The 15,092-nt window shown below is 69.2% G+C and carries 13 protein-coding genes and 2 pseudogenes; 6 read left to right on the top strand and 9 right to left on the bottom strand.

Features of this window, described 5'->3' with window-relative positions; translation table 11 throughout:
- Position 1: 1 nt before the first annotated feature.
- Positions 2–868, bottom strand: coding sequence for a helix-turn-helix domain-containing protein (locus tag IPT68_RS27850; RefSeq protein WP_189698598.1), 867 nt, complete (start codon positions 866–868; stop codon positions 2–4).
- Between the two features lie 25 nt (positions 869–893).
- The gene (locus IPT68_RS27855; RefSeq protein ID WP_189698599.1) at positions 894–1,787 is read right to left on the bottom strand and encodes a helix-turn-helix domain-containing protein; all 894 of its coding nucleotides are present in this window, start codon (positions 1,785–1,787) and stop codon (positions 894–896) included.
- Positions 1,788–2,066: 279 nt separating this feature from the next.
- Here IPT68_RS27855 and IPT68_RS27860 point away from each other — a divergent pair, with 279 nt between their 5' ends.
- From IPT68_RS27860 to IPT68_RS27875, 4 genes are all read left to right on the top strand, one after another.
- The gene (locus tag IPT68_RS27860) at positions 2,067–3,038 is read left to right on the top strand and encodes an aldo/keto reductase (RefSeq protein WP_189698600.1); all 972 of its coding nucleotides are present in this window, start codon (positions 2,067–2,069) and stop codon (positions 3,036–3,038) included.
- Positions 3,039–3,062: 24 nt separating this feature from the next.
- Positions 3,063–3,833, top strand: a complete 771-nt coding sequence (locus tag IPT68_RS27865) for an SDR family oxidoreductase (RefSeq protein WP_189698601.1) — start codon at positions 3,063–3,065, stop codon at positions 3,831–3,833.
- A 32-nt stretch (positions 3,834–3,865) separates the two neighbouring features.
- Complete coding sequence (locus tag IPT68_RS27870) at positions 3,866–4,801, top strand: alpha/beta hydrolase (protein ID WP_308438776.1); 936 nt, start codon at positions 3,866–3,868, stop codon at positions 4,799–4,801.
- A gap of 71 nt (positions 4,802–4,872) precedes the next feature.
- Positions 4,873–5,811: an alpha/beta hydrolase gene (locus IPT68_RS27875; RefSeq protein ID WP_228039951.1), complete on the top strand. Its 939-nt coding sequence runs from the start codon at positions 4,873–4,875 to the stop codon at positions 5,809–5,811.
- Between the two features lie 151 nt (positions 5,812–5,962).
- On the opposite strand, the gene IPT68_RS27880 is transcribed toward IPT68_RS27875, so the two are convergent.
- Positions 5,963–6,592 carry a hypothetical protein gene (locus IPT68_RS27880; protein WP_189698602.1) on the bottom strand — a complete coding sequence of 210 codons (630 nt, stop codon included), beginning with the start codon at positions 6,590–6,592 and terminating at the stop codon, positions 5,963–5,965.
- Here IPT68_RS27880 and IPT68_RS34320 point away from each other — a divergent pair.
- Both IPT68_RS34320 and IPT68_RS27885 read left to right on the top strand, forming a co-directional pair.
- Positions 6,488–6,781: pseudogene (locus IPT68_RS34320) on the top strand (MFS transporter); the annotation flags it as partial. The gene IPT68_RS27880 and the pseudogene IPT68_RS34320 overlap by 105 nt on opposite strands.
- A 36-nt stretch (positions 6,782–6,817) precedes the next feature.
- Positions 6,818–7,219 (top strand): annotated as a pseudogene (locus IPT68_RS27885) (S8 family serine peptidase); the annotation flags it as partial.
- An 80-nt stretch (positions 7,220–7,299) separates the two neighbouring features.
- Here IPT68_RS27885 and IPT68_RS27890 read toward each other — a convergent pair.
- The 6 genes from IPT68_RS27890 to IPT68_RS27915 all read right to left on the bottom strand — a co-directional run bounded on the left by IPT68_RS27890 (position 7,300) and on the right by IPT68_RS27915 (position 14,974).
- Entirely contained in the window at positions 7,300–8,037 is a 738-nt protein-coding gene (locus IPT68_RS27890) for an FAD:protein FMN transferase (protein ID WP_189698751.1), read from the bottom strand.
- Between the two features lie 28 nt (positions 8,038–8,065).
- Positions 8,066–8,722 (bottom strand): FMN-binding protein, encoded by a 657-nt coding sequence (locus IPT68_RS27895; RefSeq protein ID WP_189698604.1) that lies wholly within the window; start codon positions 8,720–8,722, stop codon positions 8,066–8,068.
- A 66-nt stretch (positions 8,723–8,788) separates the two neighbouring features.
- Positions 8,789–10,162 carry a ferredoxin reductase family protein gene (locus IPT68_RS27900; protein ID WP_189698605.1) on the bottom strand — a complete coding sequence of 458 codons (1,374 nt, stop codon included), beginning with the start codon at positions 10,160–10,162 and terminating at the stop codon, positions 8,789–8,791.
- Between the two features lie 287 nt (positions 10,163–10,449).
- The gene (locus tag IPT68_RS27905; RefSeq protein WP_189698606.1) at positions 10,450–10,848 is read right to left on the bottom strand and encodes a DNA-binding protein; all 399 of its coding nucleotides are present in this window, start codon (positions 10,846–10,848) and stop codon (positions 10,450–10,452) included.
- On the bottom strand, positions 10,845–11,129 hold the full coding sequence (locus IPT68_RS27910) for a hypothetical protein (RefSeq protein ID WP_189698607.1): 285 nt from the start codon (positions 11,127–11,129) through the stop codon (positions 10,845–10,847). The genes IPT68_RS27905 and IPT68_RS27910 overlap by 4 nt, the downstream gene beginning before the upstream one ends.
- 785 nt (positions 11,130–11,914) lie before the next feature.
- Positions 11,915–14,974 carry a glycosyl hydrolase gene (locus tag IPT68_RS27915; protein ID WP_189698608.1) on the bottom strand — a complete coding sequence of 1,020 codons (3,060 nt, stop codon included), beginning with the start codon at positions 14,972–14,974 and terminating at the stop codon, positions 11,915–11,917.
- Positions 14,975–15,092: the final 118 nt, after the last annotated feature.

Consider the following 15,092-nt stretch of genomic DNA (forward strand, 5'->3'; position numbering starts at 1 on the left):
TTCACGGACGACATGTGGGGAGACCTGTCCGCTGCTTGTCGGCTGCGGCTGTCGCCAGACGACGAAGCCCCTTCTCCGAGGGGCTGCCTGACTCCGCCGTCCAGATGACGACATGCTGCCGGGGGGAAGTCGAGCTGGTCAGGGTGTCCCAGTCGAGGACGAGGGTACCGGCGACCGGATGGTGGAAGACCTTGTTGCCGGCGCCCTGAACGGCGACCTCACGCGTCTGCCACCAGTTCTGGAAGTCGGCGTGATGCGCCATCCGTTCCAGGAGACGCAGGAGGCGGGGGTCGTCCGGGCGGCGGGCGGTGTGCATGCGCAGGTAGGCCACGCAGGCGTGTGCGCCGGTCTCCCAGTCGTCGTACAGGGCACGCAGGACGGGGTCGTTGAACAGCAGCCAGACGTAGTTGCGGTCCTCTTCGGGGACTTGGCCGAAGTCGGTGAGGAGGGCTGCGGCGAGCCGGTTCCAGGCCAGGACGTCCATGGTGTCGGACAGGACCAGGGCGGGTGATTCGGTCAGCTGGTCGAGGAGTCTGCGGGTGTGGGGGGTGACGGTCCGGTCCGGTGGGGCAGGCGCTTCGATCGGTGGACGGCCGGCAAGCTCGAACAGGTAGGTGCGCTGGTCGTCGGTGAGGCGCAGGGCCCGGACGATTGCCTCCAGGACGGGGACGGATGCTTGCATGCGGCCCTGTTCGACGCGCGTGTAGTAGTCGGTGCTGATGGCGGCCAGCTGGGCGACCTCCTCGCGGCGCAGGCCCGCCACCCTCCGCTGAGGTCCGGTGTCCGGCAGCCCTACCTGGAGGGGATTCAGCTCGGCCCGGCGCGCCTTGAGGAATGTGCCCAGTTCTTTCGGGTCGCCACTGCTCATGGTTCCAGTGTGGCAGCGGCTCAGGTCAGCCGGGCAGCGAGCGGTCGGTGTCGGTGCTGGTCTCGGTGGTGGCCGAGGTCGTGGCGTTGGCCCAGGAGGCGAGGATGCGTAGGGCGTCGTGGGAGGGGGAGCCGGGTTCGGCGGACCAGACCACGAGCTGCTGGTCGGTGTCGGTGGTGGAGGCGAGGGTGTCCCAGTCGAGGGTCAGGTCGCCGACGACCGGGTGCCTGAGTGTCTTCGTGCCGACTCCTCGTACTGCTACGTGGTGGTCGGCCCACCATCGGCGGAAATCGGCGTCCTGGACCGACAGCTCGCCGACGAGTGTGGTGAGGCGCGGATTGTCCGGGTCGCGGGCCGCCTCCATGCGAAGCTGGGCCACACAGGTGTGGGCGACGTTCTTCCAGTCGGTATACAGCTCCCGCATTTTCGGGTCGGTGAAAACCAGGCGTATATAGTTCCGGTGCTTCTCCGGAATGTGTGAGAAATCAGTGACGAGAGCTGCCGCGAGTGGATTCCACGCGAGAATGTCCATGCGTCGGCCGAGAATGATTCCCGGGGTCGTGGCCAGGTCGTCGAGCAGACGCTGCAGTCGGGGTTGTGCTTTCTGGGCGGAGCGGCGTGCGGGCTTTCCCGAGGGGCGCCCGGCGAGCTGGAACATGTAGGTGCGCTGGTCGTCGTCCAGGTGCAGGACGCGTGCCAGTGTGTTCAGCACCGGCGCCGATGCCTGCATGCGGCCCTGTTCCAGGCGGGTGTAGTAGTCGGCGCTGATGGCGGCTAGGGCGGCGACCTCCTCGCGGCGTAGCCCCGGGACACGGCGGCGGGCTCCGCTCTCGGGGAGACCGATCGATTGCGGGCTCAGGTCGGCTCGGCGTGCCTTCAAGAAGGCCCCCAGTTCATCGGGGCGCGCACTACTGGTCATGGTCTCCAGTGTCACCCGGCAGGTAACTGGGGTGGCAGGGATATTTTTATCCCTGGATGGATTCCTCCCAGGATGAAAGTCTCCTCTGGTGGGGGCGCATGGCGCGTGCGAGTGTCGTCCTGTGGCCAAGAGAAGAATGACGGAGAGGCGAATATTCGCCGGTCTCTAGGAATTCGGAGCCGAGACCTTCTGGTCTGCTCCGACAGCGAGTCGGACACATCCTCCGCTCACGGCCACCATCCGCTTTGAATCAACAGGGAAAACGGAGCCATCCTCCTCATGAAGCACATCACTCTCGGCGGACTCGACGTCTCGCGCGTCGGCCTCGGCGCCATGTCGATGTCTGCCTACTACACCGGTGCCGGCAGTGACGACGCCGAGGCCGTCCGCGCCATCCACCGCGCGCTGGACCTGGGTGTCACCCACATCGACACCGCGGAGATCTACGGCCCGTACACTAACGAGGAACTCGTCGGCCGAGCCGTGAAGGACCGCCGGGACCAGGTCGTGCTGGCGACGAAGTTCGGCGGCATCTCCTACACCGGCCGCCCGGGGCTGGACAGCAGCCCGGCCAGCGTCCGCACCGCTGTCGAAGGCTCGCTGCGCCGTCTGGGTACCGACTACATCGATCTGTACTACCAGCACCGGGTCGACCCGGACACCCCGATCGAGGAGACGTTCGGCGCCCTGGCCGAACTCGTCGCCGAGGGCAAGATCCGCCACATCGGCCTGTCCGAGGCCGGCCCGGCCACGATCCGCCGCGCCCACCTCGTGCATCCCGTCGCAGCCCTGCAGACGGAGTACTCCCTATGGACTCGCGACCCTGAGGCCGAGCTGCTGCCCCTGCTGCGTGAGCTGGGCATCGGCTTCGTCCCCTACTCGCCCCTTGGCCACGGCTTCCTCACCGGGAAGATCCGTTCCACCCGGGATTTCGCCGAGGACGACTGGCGCAGGATCAATCCGCGTTTCATCGGCGAGAACTTCCAGCGCAATCTGCGGATCGTCGACGAGGTCGAGGCCGTCGCGGCGGAGGCGGGCGCGACACCGGCACAGGTCGCTCTGGCCTGGCTCCTCGCCCAGGGTGATGACATCGCCCCCATCCCCGGCACCAAGCGGGTCTCGCGCGTCGAGGAGAACACCGCCGCCGACCGCGTCGAACTCACCGGCGAACAGATCGACCGGCTCAACAACCTGACCCCGGCCGCCGGGGAGCGTCACGACGAAGCCGGAATGGCCGTCATCGACTCCTGAGCCGAAGAAGGAGCTGAACCCCTCATGCCCTCTATCGATCGTGTCCTCGTCGTCGGGGCCACCGGCCGCACCGGGCAGCACGTGGTCGCCGCGGCGACCGCCCGCGGTCTGACCGCCGTGGCCCTCGCCCGCAGCGCATCCCGCGCCCGCAAGGCGCTGCCTCCTGGCACCGAGATCGTCGTCGGCGACCTCACGGCACCGGACACCCTCACAGCGGCGGTCCGGGACATCGACGCGGTGATCTTCGTGCACGGCTCGGACGACGACGCCCGCCCCGAGTCCTTCGAGCGGATCGACTACGGCGGCGTCTCGAACGTCCTGCGTGCGCTCGGGGAGCGCCGGCCCCGGATCGTCCTGCAGACGACGATCTTCGTCACCCGCCGCGACCAATCCTTCAACGACGGCGGTCACGCCCTGGACTGGAAGCGCCGCTCCGAGCGGCTCGTACGGCTCAGCGGCGCCCCGTACACGATCGTGCGCCCCGGCTGGCTGGATGCCGGCGAGGGCGGGGCGCACTTGCGGATCGAGCAGGGTGACACGGGCGAAGACGGAGTGAGCCGCGAGGCCCTCGGCGGCCTCCTGGTCGAGGCGCTGCTGGACGACGCAGCCATCGGCAAGACCTTCGAGGTCTTCTCCGGGCCCGGCTGGGCCACCAAGGACTTCACCGCCCTGTTCGCCAAGGCCCAGCCGGACCTCTCCGGTGCCCTCGACGCCGTCAAGGACACTGCCAACCTGCCCCTGGACGCCGAACCGGCCCGCGTCAGGGAAGACCTCGCGCACCTGCGCACCCACTGAAACCACACCGCACCTACACACAACAGGAGCAGATGATGGAAGCCATCACCTTCCCCAACGGCCAGATCACCATGGCGGGCAACCTCTACCTGCCCGACGGCTTCGCCCCGGACACCCCTCACGCGGCCATCGTCGTCGTCCACCCCGGTGGCGGCGTGAAGGAACAGGCCGCCGGCCTGTACGCGAGCAAGCTCGCCGAGCAGGGCTTCGTGGCGCTCGCCTTCGACGCCTCCTTCCAGGGCGACAGCGGCGGCGAGCCCCACCACCTGGAGGACCCCTACGCTCGCGTCGAGGACGTCCGCGCCGCCGTCGACTACATCCAGTCCCTCGACTACGTCGACCCCGAGCGCATCGGCGCCCTGGGCGTCTGCGCCGGCGGCGGCTACAGCGTCAACGCCGCGATGACCGACTACCGGATCAAGGCCCTCACCACCGTCAGCGCCGTCAACATCGGCACCTCCTTCCGCCGCGGCTGGTACGGCACCGACTCCGACGCGGCCGCCGTGCCCACTCTCAGGGCTCTTGCCGAGCAGCGGACCGCCGAGGCCACGAAGGGCGCCGACCCGACTTACCTGCCCTACGTCCCGCCGGAGCCGGACGAGAACACCCCGCGCGACCTGGTCGAGGCCGGCGACTACTACCTCACCCCGCGCGCCCAGCACCCCAACGCCAAGAACAAGTTCCTCTTCACCAAGAGCGTCTCGCGGATCTTCACCTTCGACGCCTTCCACATGGTCGAGGACCTCCTCACCCAGCCGATCCTCATCGTGGCCGGCAGTGAGGCCGGGTCGCTGTGGATGTCCACCGAACTGCACGGCCGGGTCCGCAGCCCCAAGCAGCTCCAGGTCGTCGAGGGCGGTACGCACATGAGCTTCTACGACGTGCCCGAGTACGTCGATCGCGCCATCTCCCAGGCCGCCCCGTTCTTCCGGGAGCACCTGACGGGCGAGCCCGCCGACAAGGGCTGATCACTTCTGGGACGCACGGCCCCGCCCCTGCCACTGGCCGCGCCCCGCTTCACCGACGAGGAGTTGCACCCATGACCGACAACATCAAGCACGTCGCCGTCAAGGCGCTCGCCTGGGACCTTGCCGCTGACATCTACCTCCCGCCGGGCTTCGACGAGAGCCGGACCTACCCCGCCATCGTCAGCGTTCACCCCATCGGCTCGTGCAAGGAGCAGACTGCCGGCAACGTCTACGGAACGGCGCTGGCGGACGAAGGATTCGTCGTCATCGCCTTCGACGCCAGCTTCCAGGGCGCAAGCGGCGGTGAGCCGCGGTCGATCGAGGACCCGGTGTTCCGGGCCCAGGACATCAGCTACGTCATCGACTACCTGGTGACGCTGCCCTACGTCGACGCCGACCGCATCGGGGTCATCGGCGTGTGCGGTGGCGGCGGCTACTCCATCAACGCCACCATGACCGACCGCCGCATCAAGGCCGTCGGCAGCGTCACAGGCGTGAACTTCGGGCGCCTCATGCACGAGTCCTTCAGCGACTACGACCCCATCGGCGCCCTCGACGCCGTTGCCGAGCAGCGTACGGCCGAGGCACGGGGAGAAGAGCGGCGGGTCACCCAGTACCTGCCGGCGTCTCCCGAGGCCGCCAAGGAGCAGGGTCTGACCGAACTCGACCTGTCCGAGGCCACCGCGTACTACCGCACCGAGCGCGGCGAGAAGCCCAGCGGCCGTACCGAGGGACTGTTCTCCCGGCAGGCTTCCGCGATCGGCTGGGACGCCTTCCACCGCGCCGAGGTTCTCCTGACGCGGCCGCTGTGCGTAGTCGTCGGAGACAAGCCCGGTGCGTTCGGCGCGTACCGGGACGGCCTGGAGATCTACCGCCGCGCGGCGTCGAAGGACAAGGAACTGGTCGTGGCGGAAGGCTTCTCCCACTACGACCTGTACGACCAGCCCGAACCGGTCAAGATCGCCCTGGATCACCTGATCCCGTTCTACAAGAAGCACCTCGGCCGGTGAGGGCCGCCCGCCCGGCCGAGCAACCGTCGGCCGGGCGGGCCGTTTGGCCGCGTCCAGTACGCCGAGTCGTACCGCGTCAGACACGAGCGAAGGCTGACGTGAACTGCGTCTATGCGGCGATGGCGCCTGCCGCCGGCGCCCGGTCGGACCTTCAGCCGCTGAGCTTCGCGCGCAAGCGTTCGTTCTCCTTCTCCAGCGTCTTAACGCGTCGTTCGAGGTCGGCTCGTGTCGGCTTCTTAGGGGGCGACGAACGTTTGGGTTCTGTTGGTTCCGGTGGCTCGCCGCGCAGCCCGATGGGTTCGAAGGCCACGATTGTTTGCCGGTCTTCCCCGCACTCAGAGCATCGCCTGCCGTATGACCCGGCCGAGAGGGGGTCGGTGTACGTGTAGTGCGCTTGCGTCTCGATGATGTGGCCGCAGTACAGCCGGACACGCCATCGCATGATCTCGTGGTCGGCCTTCTTGAAGGACTGCATCAGCTTCGCGACGTTCTTGAACGCCTGGCGGCGGCGCTCCGCCCTCTCCGGGTCTGCCCGGCATTTGGCGTCGTCCTCTTCTGTCTGACGCCGATCCCACTCGCTGATCTCCTCGCTCTGCTTCTGACGGCGGTGGTCCCCGCGGGTGAGCTCGTACTCCTCCAACGGCACCCCGCTGTTCCGGTACTGGACTTCATCCCGCTCCTGGTCCTGCTCTCCGTCCTTGCCGGCGTCGTCCGCGGCAACCTCACCCTCCTCCAGGCCACCGCGGTCACCGACCGATGGGGCGCCGGCCGATACGGCCACCTTTCCGCCCTCCTCACGGCCCCGGCCACCATCGCCGCCGCCCTCGCCCCTTGGGCCGGAGCTGCCCTCGCCGGTTTGCTCGGCGGCTGCGGCGGCCTGTTCCTTGTCCTGAGCGGAAGCTCCTTCGCGGCAGCCCTCCTGGCGACGAGAGCCGCTCCGCGAGAAAAGGCCGCACCTACTGGGGTCTGATGTCAACGAGCGCTCGGCACAGCGCGGTGGCATCGCTTGAGCTACGCCGTCGCCGCCGGCAACGGCAACCAGGGCGGCAGGGCCCAGGACGCCTGCAACGACTCCCCGGCACGCGTCCCCGAGGCGATCACCGTCGGCGCGACGGACAAGACCGACACCAAGGCTTCCCGGTCCAACTACGGTACTTGCGTGGACCTCTTCGCGCCGGGCGTGGGCATCACCTCGTCCTGGAGCACCAGCAACACCGCCACCAACACCATCAGCGGCACCTCGATGGCCACCCCGCACGTGGCGGGCGTCGCGGCGCTGTACCTGTCGGGGCACCCCTCCGCCACTCCGGCACAGGTCAGGGACGCGATGGTGGCCGCTACGACGAGCGGCGTGGTGAAGAGCGCGGGTAGCGGCTCGCCGAACCGGCTGCTCTATTCGCTCTTCTGATCCGGTCGACCTGGTGAACGCCGGTGGCCGTTCCGTCCCTGTGCGACGGGGCGGCCACCGGTCGTTGCCCGGCTGAGGCGTCAGTTGGTCCAGTGGGCGAAGCCGGTGCTCTGCCAGGTGGCACCGGTAGCGGTCGTCGCCAGGCCCTCGGCGTCGGGCTGCTCCTCCAGCCAGGAGCGGGCGGCATCGCCCATGGCGTAGGCGGCGGTGGCGAAGGCGTCGGCGACCGTGAGGGTGGAGCTGACGACCGTCATCGCCGCGAGCGGGTGTGCGGGCGGCTCGCCGGTATGAGGGTCGAGGATGTGGCAGCCGCGTTCCGCCGGGCCCGACGTCGCCACGGCCGCCTCTGGTACATCAGCGCCCACCTCCACCACCGCGGTCAGCGCGCCCGGGCCCAGGGGGTCGGCGAGGCCGATGCGCCAGGGCCCGCCGAGCAGCTGGATGTCACCGCCGCCGTTGACGCACACGGCCGTGTCGGGGGCCGCCGAGGCCAGCATGCGGGCCGCGCGCTCCGTGGCCCAGCCTTTCACCAGTCCGGTCGGATCCCATCCGTCGCCGCTTCCCGCGTACCAGGGGGAGAACCAGCCCTCGGTGCGCCGCACCACGTCCTCGCACAGGCGCGTCACCTCCTGGACGTCCGGACCGCACTGCTCAGGGTTGAGCTCTCCGCGCGCCAGGCGGCTGACCTCGCTGTCCTCGCGGTATGGGGAGAAGACCCGGTCCACGTGGTGCAGGAAGTCCACCGCCTCCGTGAGCGCCTCGCGCGTACGGGAGAGGCCGGAGCACCCGCGGACGTCGAACGAGAACACCGTGCCCATCACGTGTTCCACATGCTGCACGCGCGGCTCAGACACCGGCCCTGTCCAGGGCGCTCTGGAGCGACTGACGGTAGCCGGCGCTGGTGTAGGTGGCTCCCGAGACGGAGTCGATGTTCGCGCTCTGCGCCGCCAGCGTCCGCTGGTTGAGCTGGGGGATCGCGTCGGCGGAGATCTCCCTGCTCCGTGGGGTGGAGGACGGCGACTTCAGGGCGGTGACCCCGGTGATCGTGCTCCCCTTGACCGTGATCTGCACCTGGACGGAGCCGTACTGCGTACTGACCGTGGCTCCGGCGACGGACCGGGTGGTGGACCCGCCCGAGGTGCCGGAGGTGCCCGACGTGCCCGACGTGGTTCGGGACGCGGTGGGGGCACTCGCCTTCGTCGGTGCGGTGGTCGTACGAGACGCCGACGGGACGGCCGACGGCGACGCGCTGCCGGAGGTGGAGTCGCTGGTGCTCGCCGAAGGCGAGACCGAGGGGCTCGCCGAGGCCGACGGCGATGTGGTGGCGGAGGAAGCGCTGCCGGCGCCGGCCGGGACCGCGGACGCCACGGGGGTGCTCAGGCCCTCCGCGTCCTGGGCGAGTGACGGATCCGTGGTCGGCTTGAGCGCGAGCAGCAGCACGACGGCGGAAACGGTGCCCGCCCCGGCGAGCACCGCACGGCGGAGCGGATGTGTCTTCCTCACACCCCGCTCAGCGTCACGGAGCCCCCGGGCGTCACACCGGGCCCGGCCGCCGAGCGGTTCGGCGGCTCAGAAGGCGAAGGACTCGTGGTGGATCCGCCGGTCCGGGACGCCCGCCTCTCGCAGTGCGGCGTAGGACTCCTCGGCAAGCCCCTGCGGCCCGCACACGTACACGTCGTGCCGGGCGATGTCCGGCAGGATCCTGCGGAGCATCTCGGCGCTGATCGCGCGTCGCCTGCCGTCCCGCCCGTTGACCACGTACAGCAGCTGCGCCCCCCGGTCGTCCGCGATCGCCTCCAGCTCCTGGCGCAGCGCGAGGTCCTCAGCCGTACGGGCTCGGTAGAGCAGCGTCAGATCACTACCGGCCCCTGGCAGGGTCTCGAAGAGCGCGCGCAGCGGGGTGATGCCCGCGCCGCCGGCGATCAGCAGCACCTTGCCGCGGCTGCGGCGGGCGGCGGTCAGCGACCCGTAGGGCCCCTCGGCCCACACGCGGGTCCCGGGCCGCAGCCGGGCGAGGGCCGCGCTGTGGCCGCCGACGGCCTTGACCGTGATCCGCAGCAGGTCGGGCCGAGGCGGCGCGGAGAGCGAGTACGGGTTCGCCGTCCAGCGCAGTCCCTTCGTGAGGAACCGCCAGCGGAAGAACTGTCCCGCCTCCGCCCCGAGACGATGCAGCCGGCGCCCGCGGACGAGGACGGACACCACGCCCGGGGCCTCGGGCACCACTGCCTCCACGCGCAAGCGGTGGACCAGGTTGAGCCGTACCGGAGTCAGCACCCGGTACCAGACGAGCAGCACGCCGACCGCGCCGTACAGCACGTACCAGACCGTGCGCGCACCCCGGTCGGCGATGAACTCCGCCCCTGTGGCCAGCTGGTGCCAGAAGGCGAGGTAGACGGCGAGGTAGGTGAGCAGATGCAGGTAGTACCAGAGCTCGTAGCGCACCCGGCGCCGCACGGCCCCAGCCGAGACGAGGCCGACGAGCAGCAGGAGCAGCGTGCCGATCGCCGCCTTACCCATTTCCGGGTACTCGGTCACCAGCGACACCGTCTGCTCCACGGCGCCGATCCGGCCCTGCAGCGCGTACCCGTACACCGTCAGCACCACGTGGGCCAGCGTGAGGGAGAGCGCGTACCGACCGCTCGTCGCGTGCCAGCGCGACACGCGATCGGAGCCGACCCGCCGCTCCAGGGCCGGAACCCGTGCCATCTGCACCACGACCAGGGCGATCACGTATCCGGCGAGCAGGCCGGTGATCCGCCCCGCGTGGATCAGCCGGTCCCCGGCGTTGGCGAGCACGGCCGGCGTGTTGAGCCACCACATCCACACGACGGCAGCTGCGCCGGCCCAGGCGAGGACGATCAAGGGGACGGCGGGGGAACGCCTGGGGCGGATACGGCGCTGGGCTTGCCGTCTGCCCGCCCTGCTGTGCTGGATCGTCGTCACGTGCTGAGTCCTCCGGTCGGGCTGGTGCCCGCGCACCTTACCGGTCTCGGAGAGGGGCAAGGAGAGCAGCGAGGCGGTTCCCACGGGGAGCGCTGTCGAAATCGGTAGTCAGGCAGCGGCGACCAGGTCATCGATTCCTCCTCTCCCATGGGACCGTTCCTGGCTGCAACGCTCCCGGATGTCGTACTGCGCCGGTGAGCGTGCATTCGATGATCGGTAGCGCGGGTAGGTGGACGCGGTGCGGCCCTCCGGAAGGTTCGTATCCGAGGCCGGTGCGGCGGAGTGAATCAGATCTTCTCGGCGGTCACGCGTGGGTGGTCGGTGGTGAGCATGGTGATGTCCTCGACGTCGGAGGTCAGGATCGTGACGCGGCCGGGCTGGGCGAGTGCGGTGGCGCAGAGCATGGCGCCGATGGCGTACTTGTGGCCGTGCAGCCCGGCGGCGCGCAACAGGGCGGCGGCGGTCTGGGCGAGGGCCTGCGTGACCGGCTCGACCCGCAGTCGGGACAGCGTCCACTTGAGCGCGCTGTCGTTGATCTCGGGGTGGATCACCTCGACGAGCACCGCGGCCGAGGTGATCACCGGAAGGTCGGCGTCGCGGGCGGCGGTGAGCCACTCGTGGACCTCGCGGTCGCGCCGCACCGCCTTGGCCAGGCCCTCGCTGTCCAAGATGAGCGCGCCGCTCACGCGGCCGCCCCGGTGCTGGAGGCGGTGCCGCCGGTGAGCTTGGCGCGTTTGGCGGCTACGGCCTCGGGATCGGCGGGGCCGTGGGTCTTGTCGAAGTCGGCGATCAGCTCGTCCAGGTCGTCGCGCTCGATCTGCCGCTGCGCGGCCTTCTCCAGGTACGCGGACACGCCCCGCTTGCCGACCCGGTCACGGATCGCTTGCAGGGTGCCGGCCGTGAGGGAGACGGAGATGCCGCTGGTGGGGCCATCGCCAGGAGGGAAGTCGGTGTCATCATCAGCCATGACATGAGTATGGCATTTCAAATGCCATACGGCGAGATCCTTCGGCGGCGATCAGCTCAGGGCCCCCTGGGGCGGCGCGCTTGCGTCAAGATTGCGCCCGAAGTGCCCGTAATGCCCATCGATATAGAGTCCGATTTGCGTCGGCGAGCCCCTGACCTGAGGTTTTTCTTTGACATGTTTTCTGTTGGCATGTTTCCGATGACGCATCACGTGGAGTGCGTGGCGATTCTTGAGTCTGCTACAAAGAGGCTCTGACCTGGTCTTTTATTGGGTTTTTCAGGTACGGCCGCTGGTGCTCGACCCTTTCCCAAAGTGCACAAGTTCGGCGCGCGCTCATCGACGTCGCTGACCTGCTGTTTCGTGGCCTGTAGAGAGGTGGTGGACGCGCCTGCCCGGTCCAGCTCTTGCGGTCGGCGGGGTGTCTTGCCGCTCCGGTGACGTTCGGACCTCGTGAGACGGTCTGCCGTCGTTCGTGGTGGGCAGCGTCTCGGCGGGTGAGGTGTCGACCGCGCTGATGGCGTCACGCATCCTGTGCTCGGTACGTTTCTGAGCCCGAGTCCGTTCGCGGACGGCAGGCCCGGCCCACGAGGCGGCGCCGGGACGGGCGGGGTCGGTTTCGTCGGGCCAGAGGTGGCAGGTGCCACTGACCTCGGCCCAGCCCTGGCGGCCCGTGGACAGTTCCGTTCCGAGGTTGTACGGGTAGCGGGTTCCTCGACGGCCGTTCCACCGGACGAGCCCGGCCCGCGGGACGATGAGTCGCAGGCCGGGCCGGGGCCGATCGGCTGTCAGACGAACGGGATGGTCAGGACGGATCCCGTGCCCACCTGGAGGGTGGACGGACCGTTGCCCAGGGCGCTCCAGACCTCGACGCGGACGGTGCCGCCGTCCAGGTCGCCCAGGGTGCCCGACGCGGAGTGAGTCCCCTGCCGGGTGGAGGAGTAGTCCTCCCAGCCGGTGATCGGGTCGGTGGCGAAGTAGCGGAACGTCTCGACCCGGTCGAAGGTGCCGTCACCGGTCAGGTCGTAGGAGACCCGGGCCTGCTGGGCGTGGCCGACGTGGGTGCCGGCGTCGACCTTGAGGGTGAAGGCCGTGCCGGAGCCCGCCTTCAGGGTGCCGTTGACGTTCTTGACCTCGTAGACGAGCGGGTTGTACGGGGTTCCGTCGCGGTTGGCGCCGCCCGCTGACGGGATGATGTCCGAGGATCCTGCCGCAGCCGCCTGGGTGGTCAGCTGCCCGCCGGAGCGCAGGTAGAAGGTGTTCCCCGGGACCGGTGGGGGCCCCGAGGTGGTGACGGTCACGGTGCCGCTGGCCGGGCCGACCTGGTGGGAGGTGTCGCGGGCCGTGACGCTGTAGGTGTACTGGGTGCCGGCGGTCAGGCCGGTGTCGGTGTAGGTGGTGCCGGTGACCGTGGCGACCTTGGTGGTGCCGCGGAAGACGTCGTAGTCCTTGACGCCCTTGTCGTCGGTCGCTGCGCTCCAGGTCAGCTTCACGGAGTCGTCAGTGACGTCACTTGCGACCGGGGTGCCGGGCGCGCTGGGCTTGTCGTCACCGGGGGCGCCGCACAGCGTGCCGAGCTGGGTGTCGCCGCCCGCGCCGGACGCGGTGGATCTCGCCGGGACGTTCAGTACTCCGCCGTCCGAGAAGAGCACCGAGCACGCCTCGGCGGTGTAGTTGTGCGCAGCGTAGGTCTTGGTGCCGTTCTTGTCGAAGACGACGGCGGTGGGGGAGTCGGCCGTGACGGTCGTGTCCGGTGATCCGATGGAGTCCATCGTGGCGACCCAGTGGTAGGTGTGGGCCTTGGTCTCGCCCTCCTCGGGGACGTAGCCGCCGTTCCACTGGTTCCAGTGCTGCAGGGCCCCGGCCGGGTCGTAGAGGGCCTGGACCTGCCAGAAGATGTCCTTCCACTCGACGGCCGGGCCGCCGTTCTGCCTCTCCATCTCGGCCACGCTGCGACGCAGCATGGCCTTCTCGCGGGCCAGGTGGAGCGAGCCGCCGGTCAGGGGAAGGAAGTTGATGCCGTGGATCTCCTCGGGGTTGGCGGTCCACCAGGTCGCGTAGGCGCCGCCGCTGCTCCAGACCATGCCCACGACGTCGTGGGTGAAGTCCTCGGGGTAGACCTGCTGGTCGGCGTCGAACCAGTACTGCGCGATCGACTCCGACTCGGTCATCATCATGTAGACGCCCTGGTCACGCAGCGTCTTGTCGCCCGTGGCCGAGCCCCACATGATCAGGCCGGCGCTGAGGTTGATCGACTCCGAGGACGACTCCTGGTTGTTGCCGGCGGCGAACGCCTCGTGGCCGGCGGCCCAGCTGTGGCCGGCGTAGACGTCGAAGCCGCGCAGGAACGGGTACTTGCTGTCGTTCCTCGCCGGGTTGGCGGCGTCCTTGATGAGCTCCTTGACCATGCCGCCCCACTCGGAGTCGGCGGCCCATCTGGGGTCGTACTGCGCCACGATGGCCGCGGCCATCACGTAGTACGAGTAGTGGAAGTGGTGGTCGTTGAGCTCCTGGTCGCTTCCGTACGAGGCGGGGTACCCGATGAGGGTGCGCCAGTCCTTGTCGTAGGAGAACTCGGAAGGGCCGCCGACCGTGAACCACTCCTCCATCCGGCCCTTGATCAAGTTCAGCAGCTTGTCGCGGTTGACGGTGTCTCCGACCTGGTCCGTGAGAGGGACGAGCATGGCGAGCTTGCCCAGGGCCTTGCCGGTCCAGTAGGTGTCGATCGCGCCGCTGAAAGGATCGCCTTGGGCCAGCACGTCGTTGATGTAGTCCTTGAGCTTCGCCTTGTCGACGCCCGCCGACCTCGGCAGGCCGGGCAGCACGCCGTTCACCTTCTGGGTGGTCGTGAAGGACGTGCCCTCGCGCACCTTCATCGCACCCCGCGAGGAGACGTAGCGGTAGGCGGTCAGCGGGTCGCTGCTGTGCAGCCACTGGTGGCGGTAGAGCGCCTGGAAGGTACCGGTCTCAGTCCCCTCCTTCGGCTCGGTGGTCAGCGAGTAGGTCGCCGTGACCTCGCCGTCGCCCTCCCTGTACTCCCAGTCCACCTTCGATCCGGTCACGAAGCTGAAGGCGTACTTCGTGAAGTCGGCCAGCGCTGCCTTGTCCGGGAGGACCGCCAGGGAGAAGTACTCCTTGGAGCCCAGGTCGGCCCGGATCTCGTGGCCGGAGACGGTCCAGTCGCTGCCGCTCGGGGCGAACAGCGCGTAGTCATGACCCGAGATGGTGACGCCGAGGACGTTGCCCTGGTCGGCGAAGACGGTCGGCACAGCCGCCGCGCTGATCTGCGCCGCCCCTCCGGTGCCCTCCGCGTACACGTACGGCAGGCCATGGCCGATGGTCGTCCGCAGGCTGCGCGCACCGTCGTTCCAGTACGGGCTGACGGTCCAGTCGCTCCACCCGTCCGCCTTGGCGTCGGGGGAGTTGAGACCGGCGAGCCCCAGGGTCAGGTCGGCCTTGTGCGGAAACTCGTACTGACGGCCACCGCCCACGATCTGGTGCGTGGTCGGGTAGCCGACCTCCAGGCCGCCGGAGACAGCCTTGTAGGTGAGGGGGTGGCCGTACATGTTCTCCGACCACGGGTTGCTGGAGAACCGCTGGAAGGCCAGCGACGACCACCAGTCGTTCGTCGGGACGGGGGTGCCCGCCATGGCGGCAGTGACCTTCGGCTTGACCGCCTGGCCACCGCTGTTCGACGGTCCCTGGCGGCCGGCGGGGCGGACGTCGCTGTAACTGCCCTTCCCCACCGCGATGGTGGCGGCCGAGGCGACACCGCTGCCCAGCGAACCCAGGGCGGTGGCGGCTAGAGCCGCTGTTGTCAGCAACGACAGGATTCTTCGAGATTTCATGTACGGCCCCCTGTGAGAGCGCTCTCAAGTCGCCGACAACGTAGGGAGGCTGTGTGCGGTGGTCAACACTTCGAACCGAAATCCTTACGGACTGTTGCGCCCCTTCAAGGCTTGAATC

It is taken from the genome of Streptomyces chromofuscus, assembly GCF_015160875.1.
Taxonomy (GTDB): Bacteria; Actinomycetota; Actinomycetes; order Streptomycetales; family Streptomycetaceae; genus Streptomyces; species Streptomyces chromofuscus.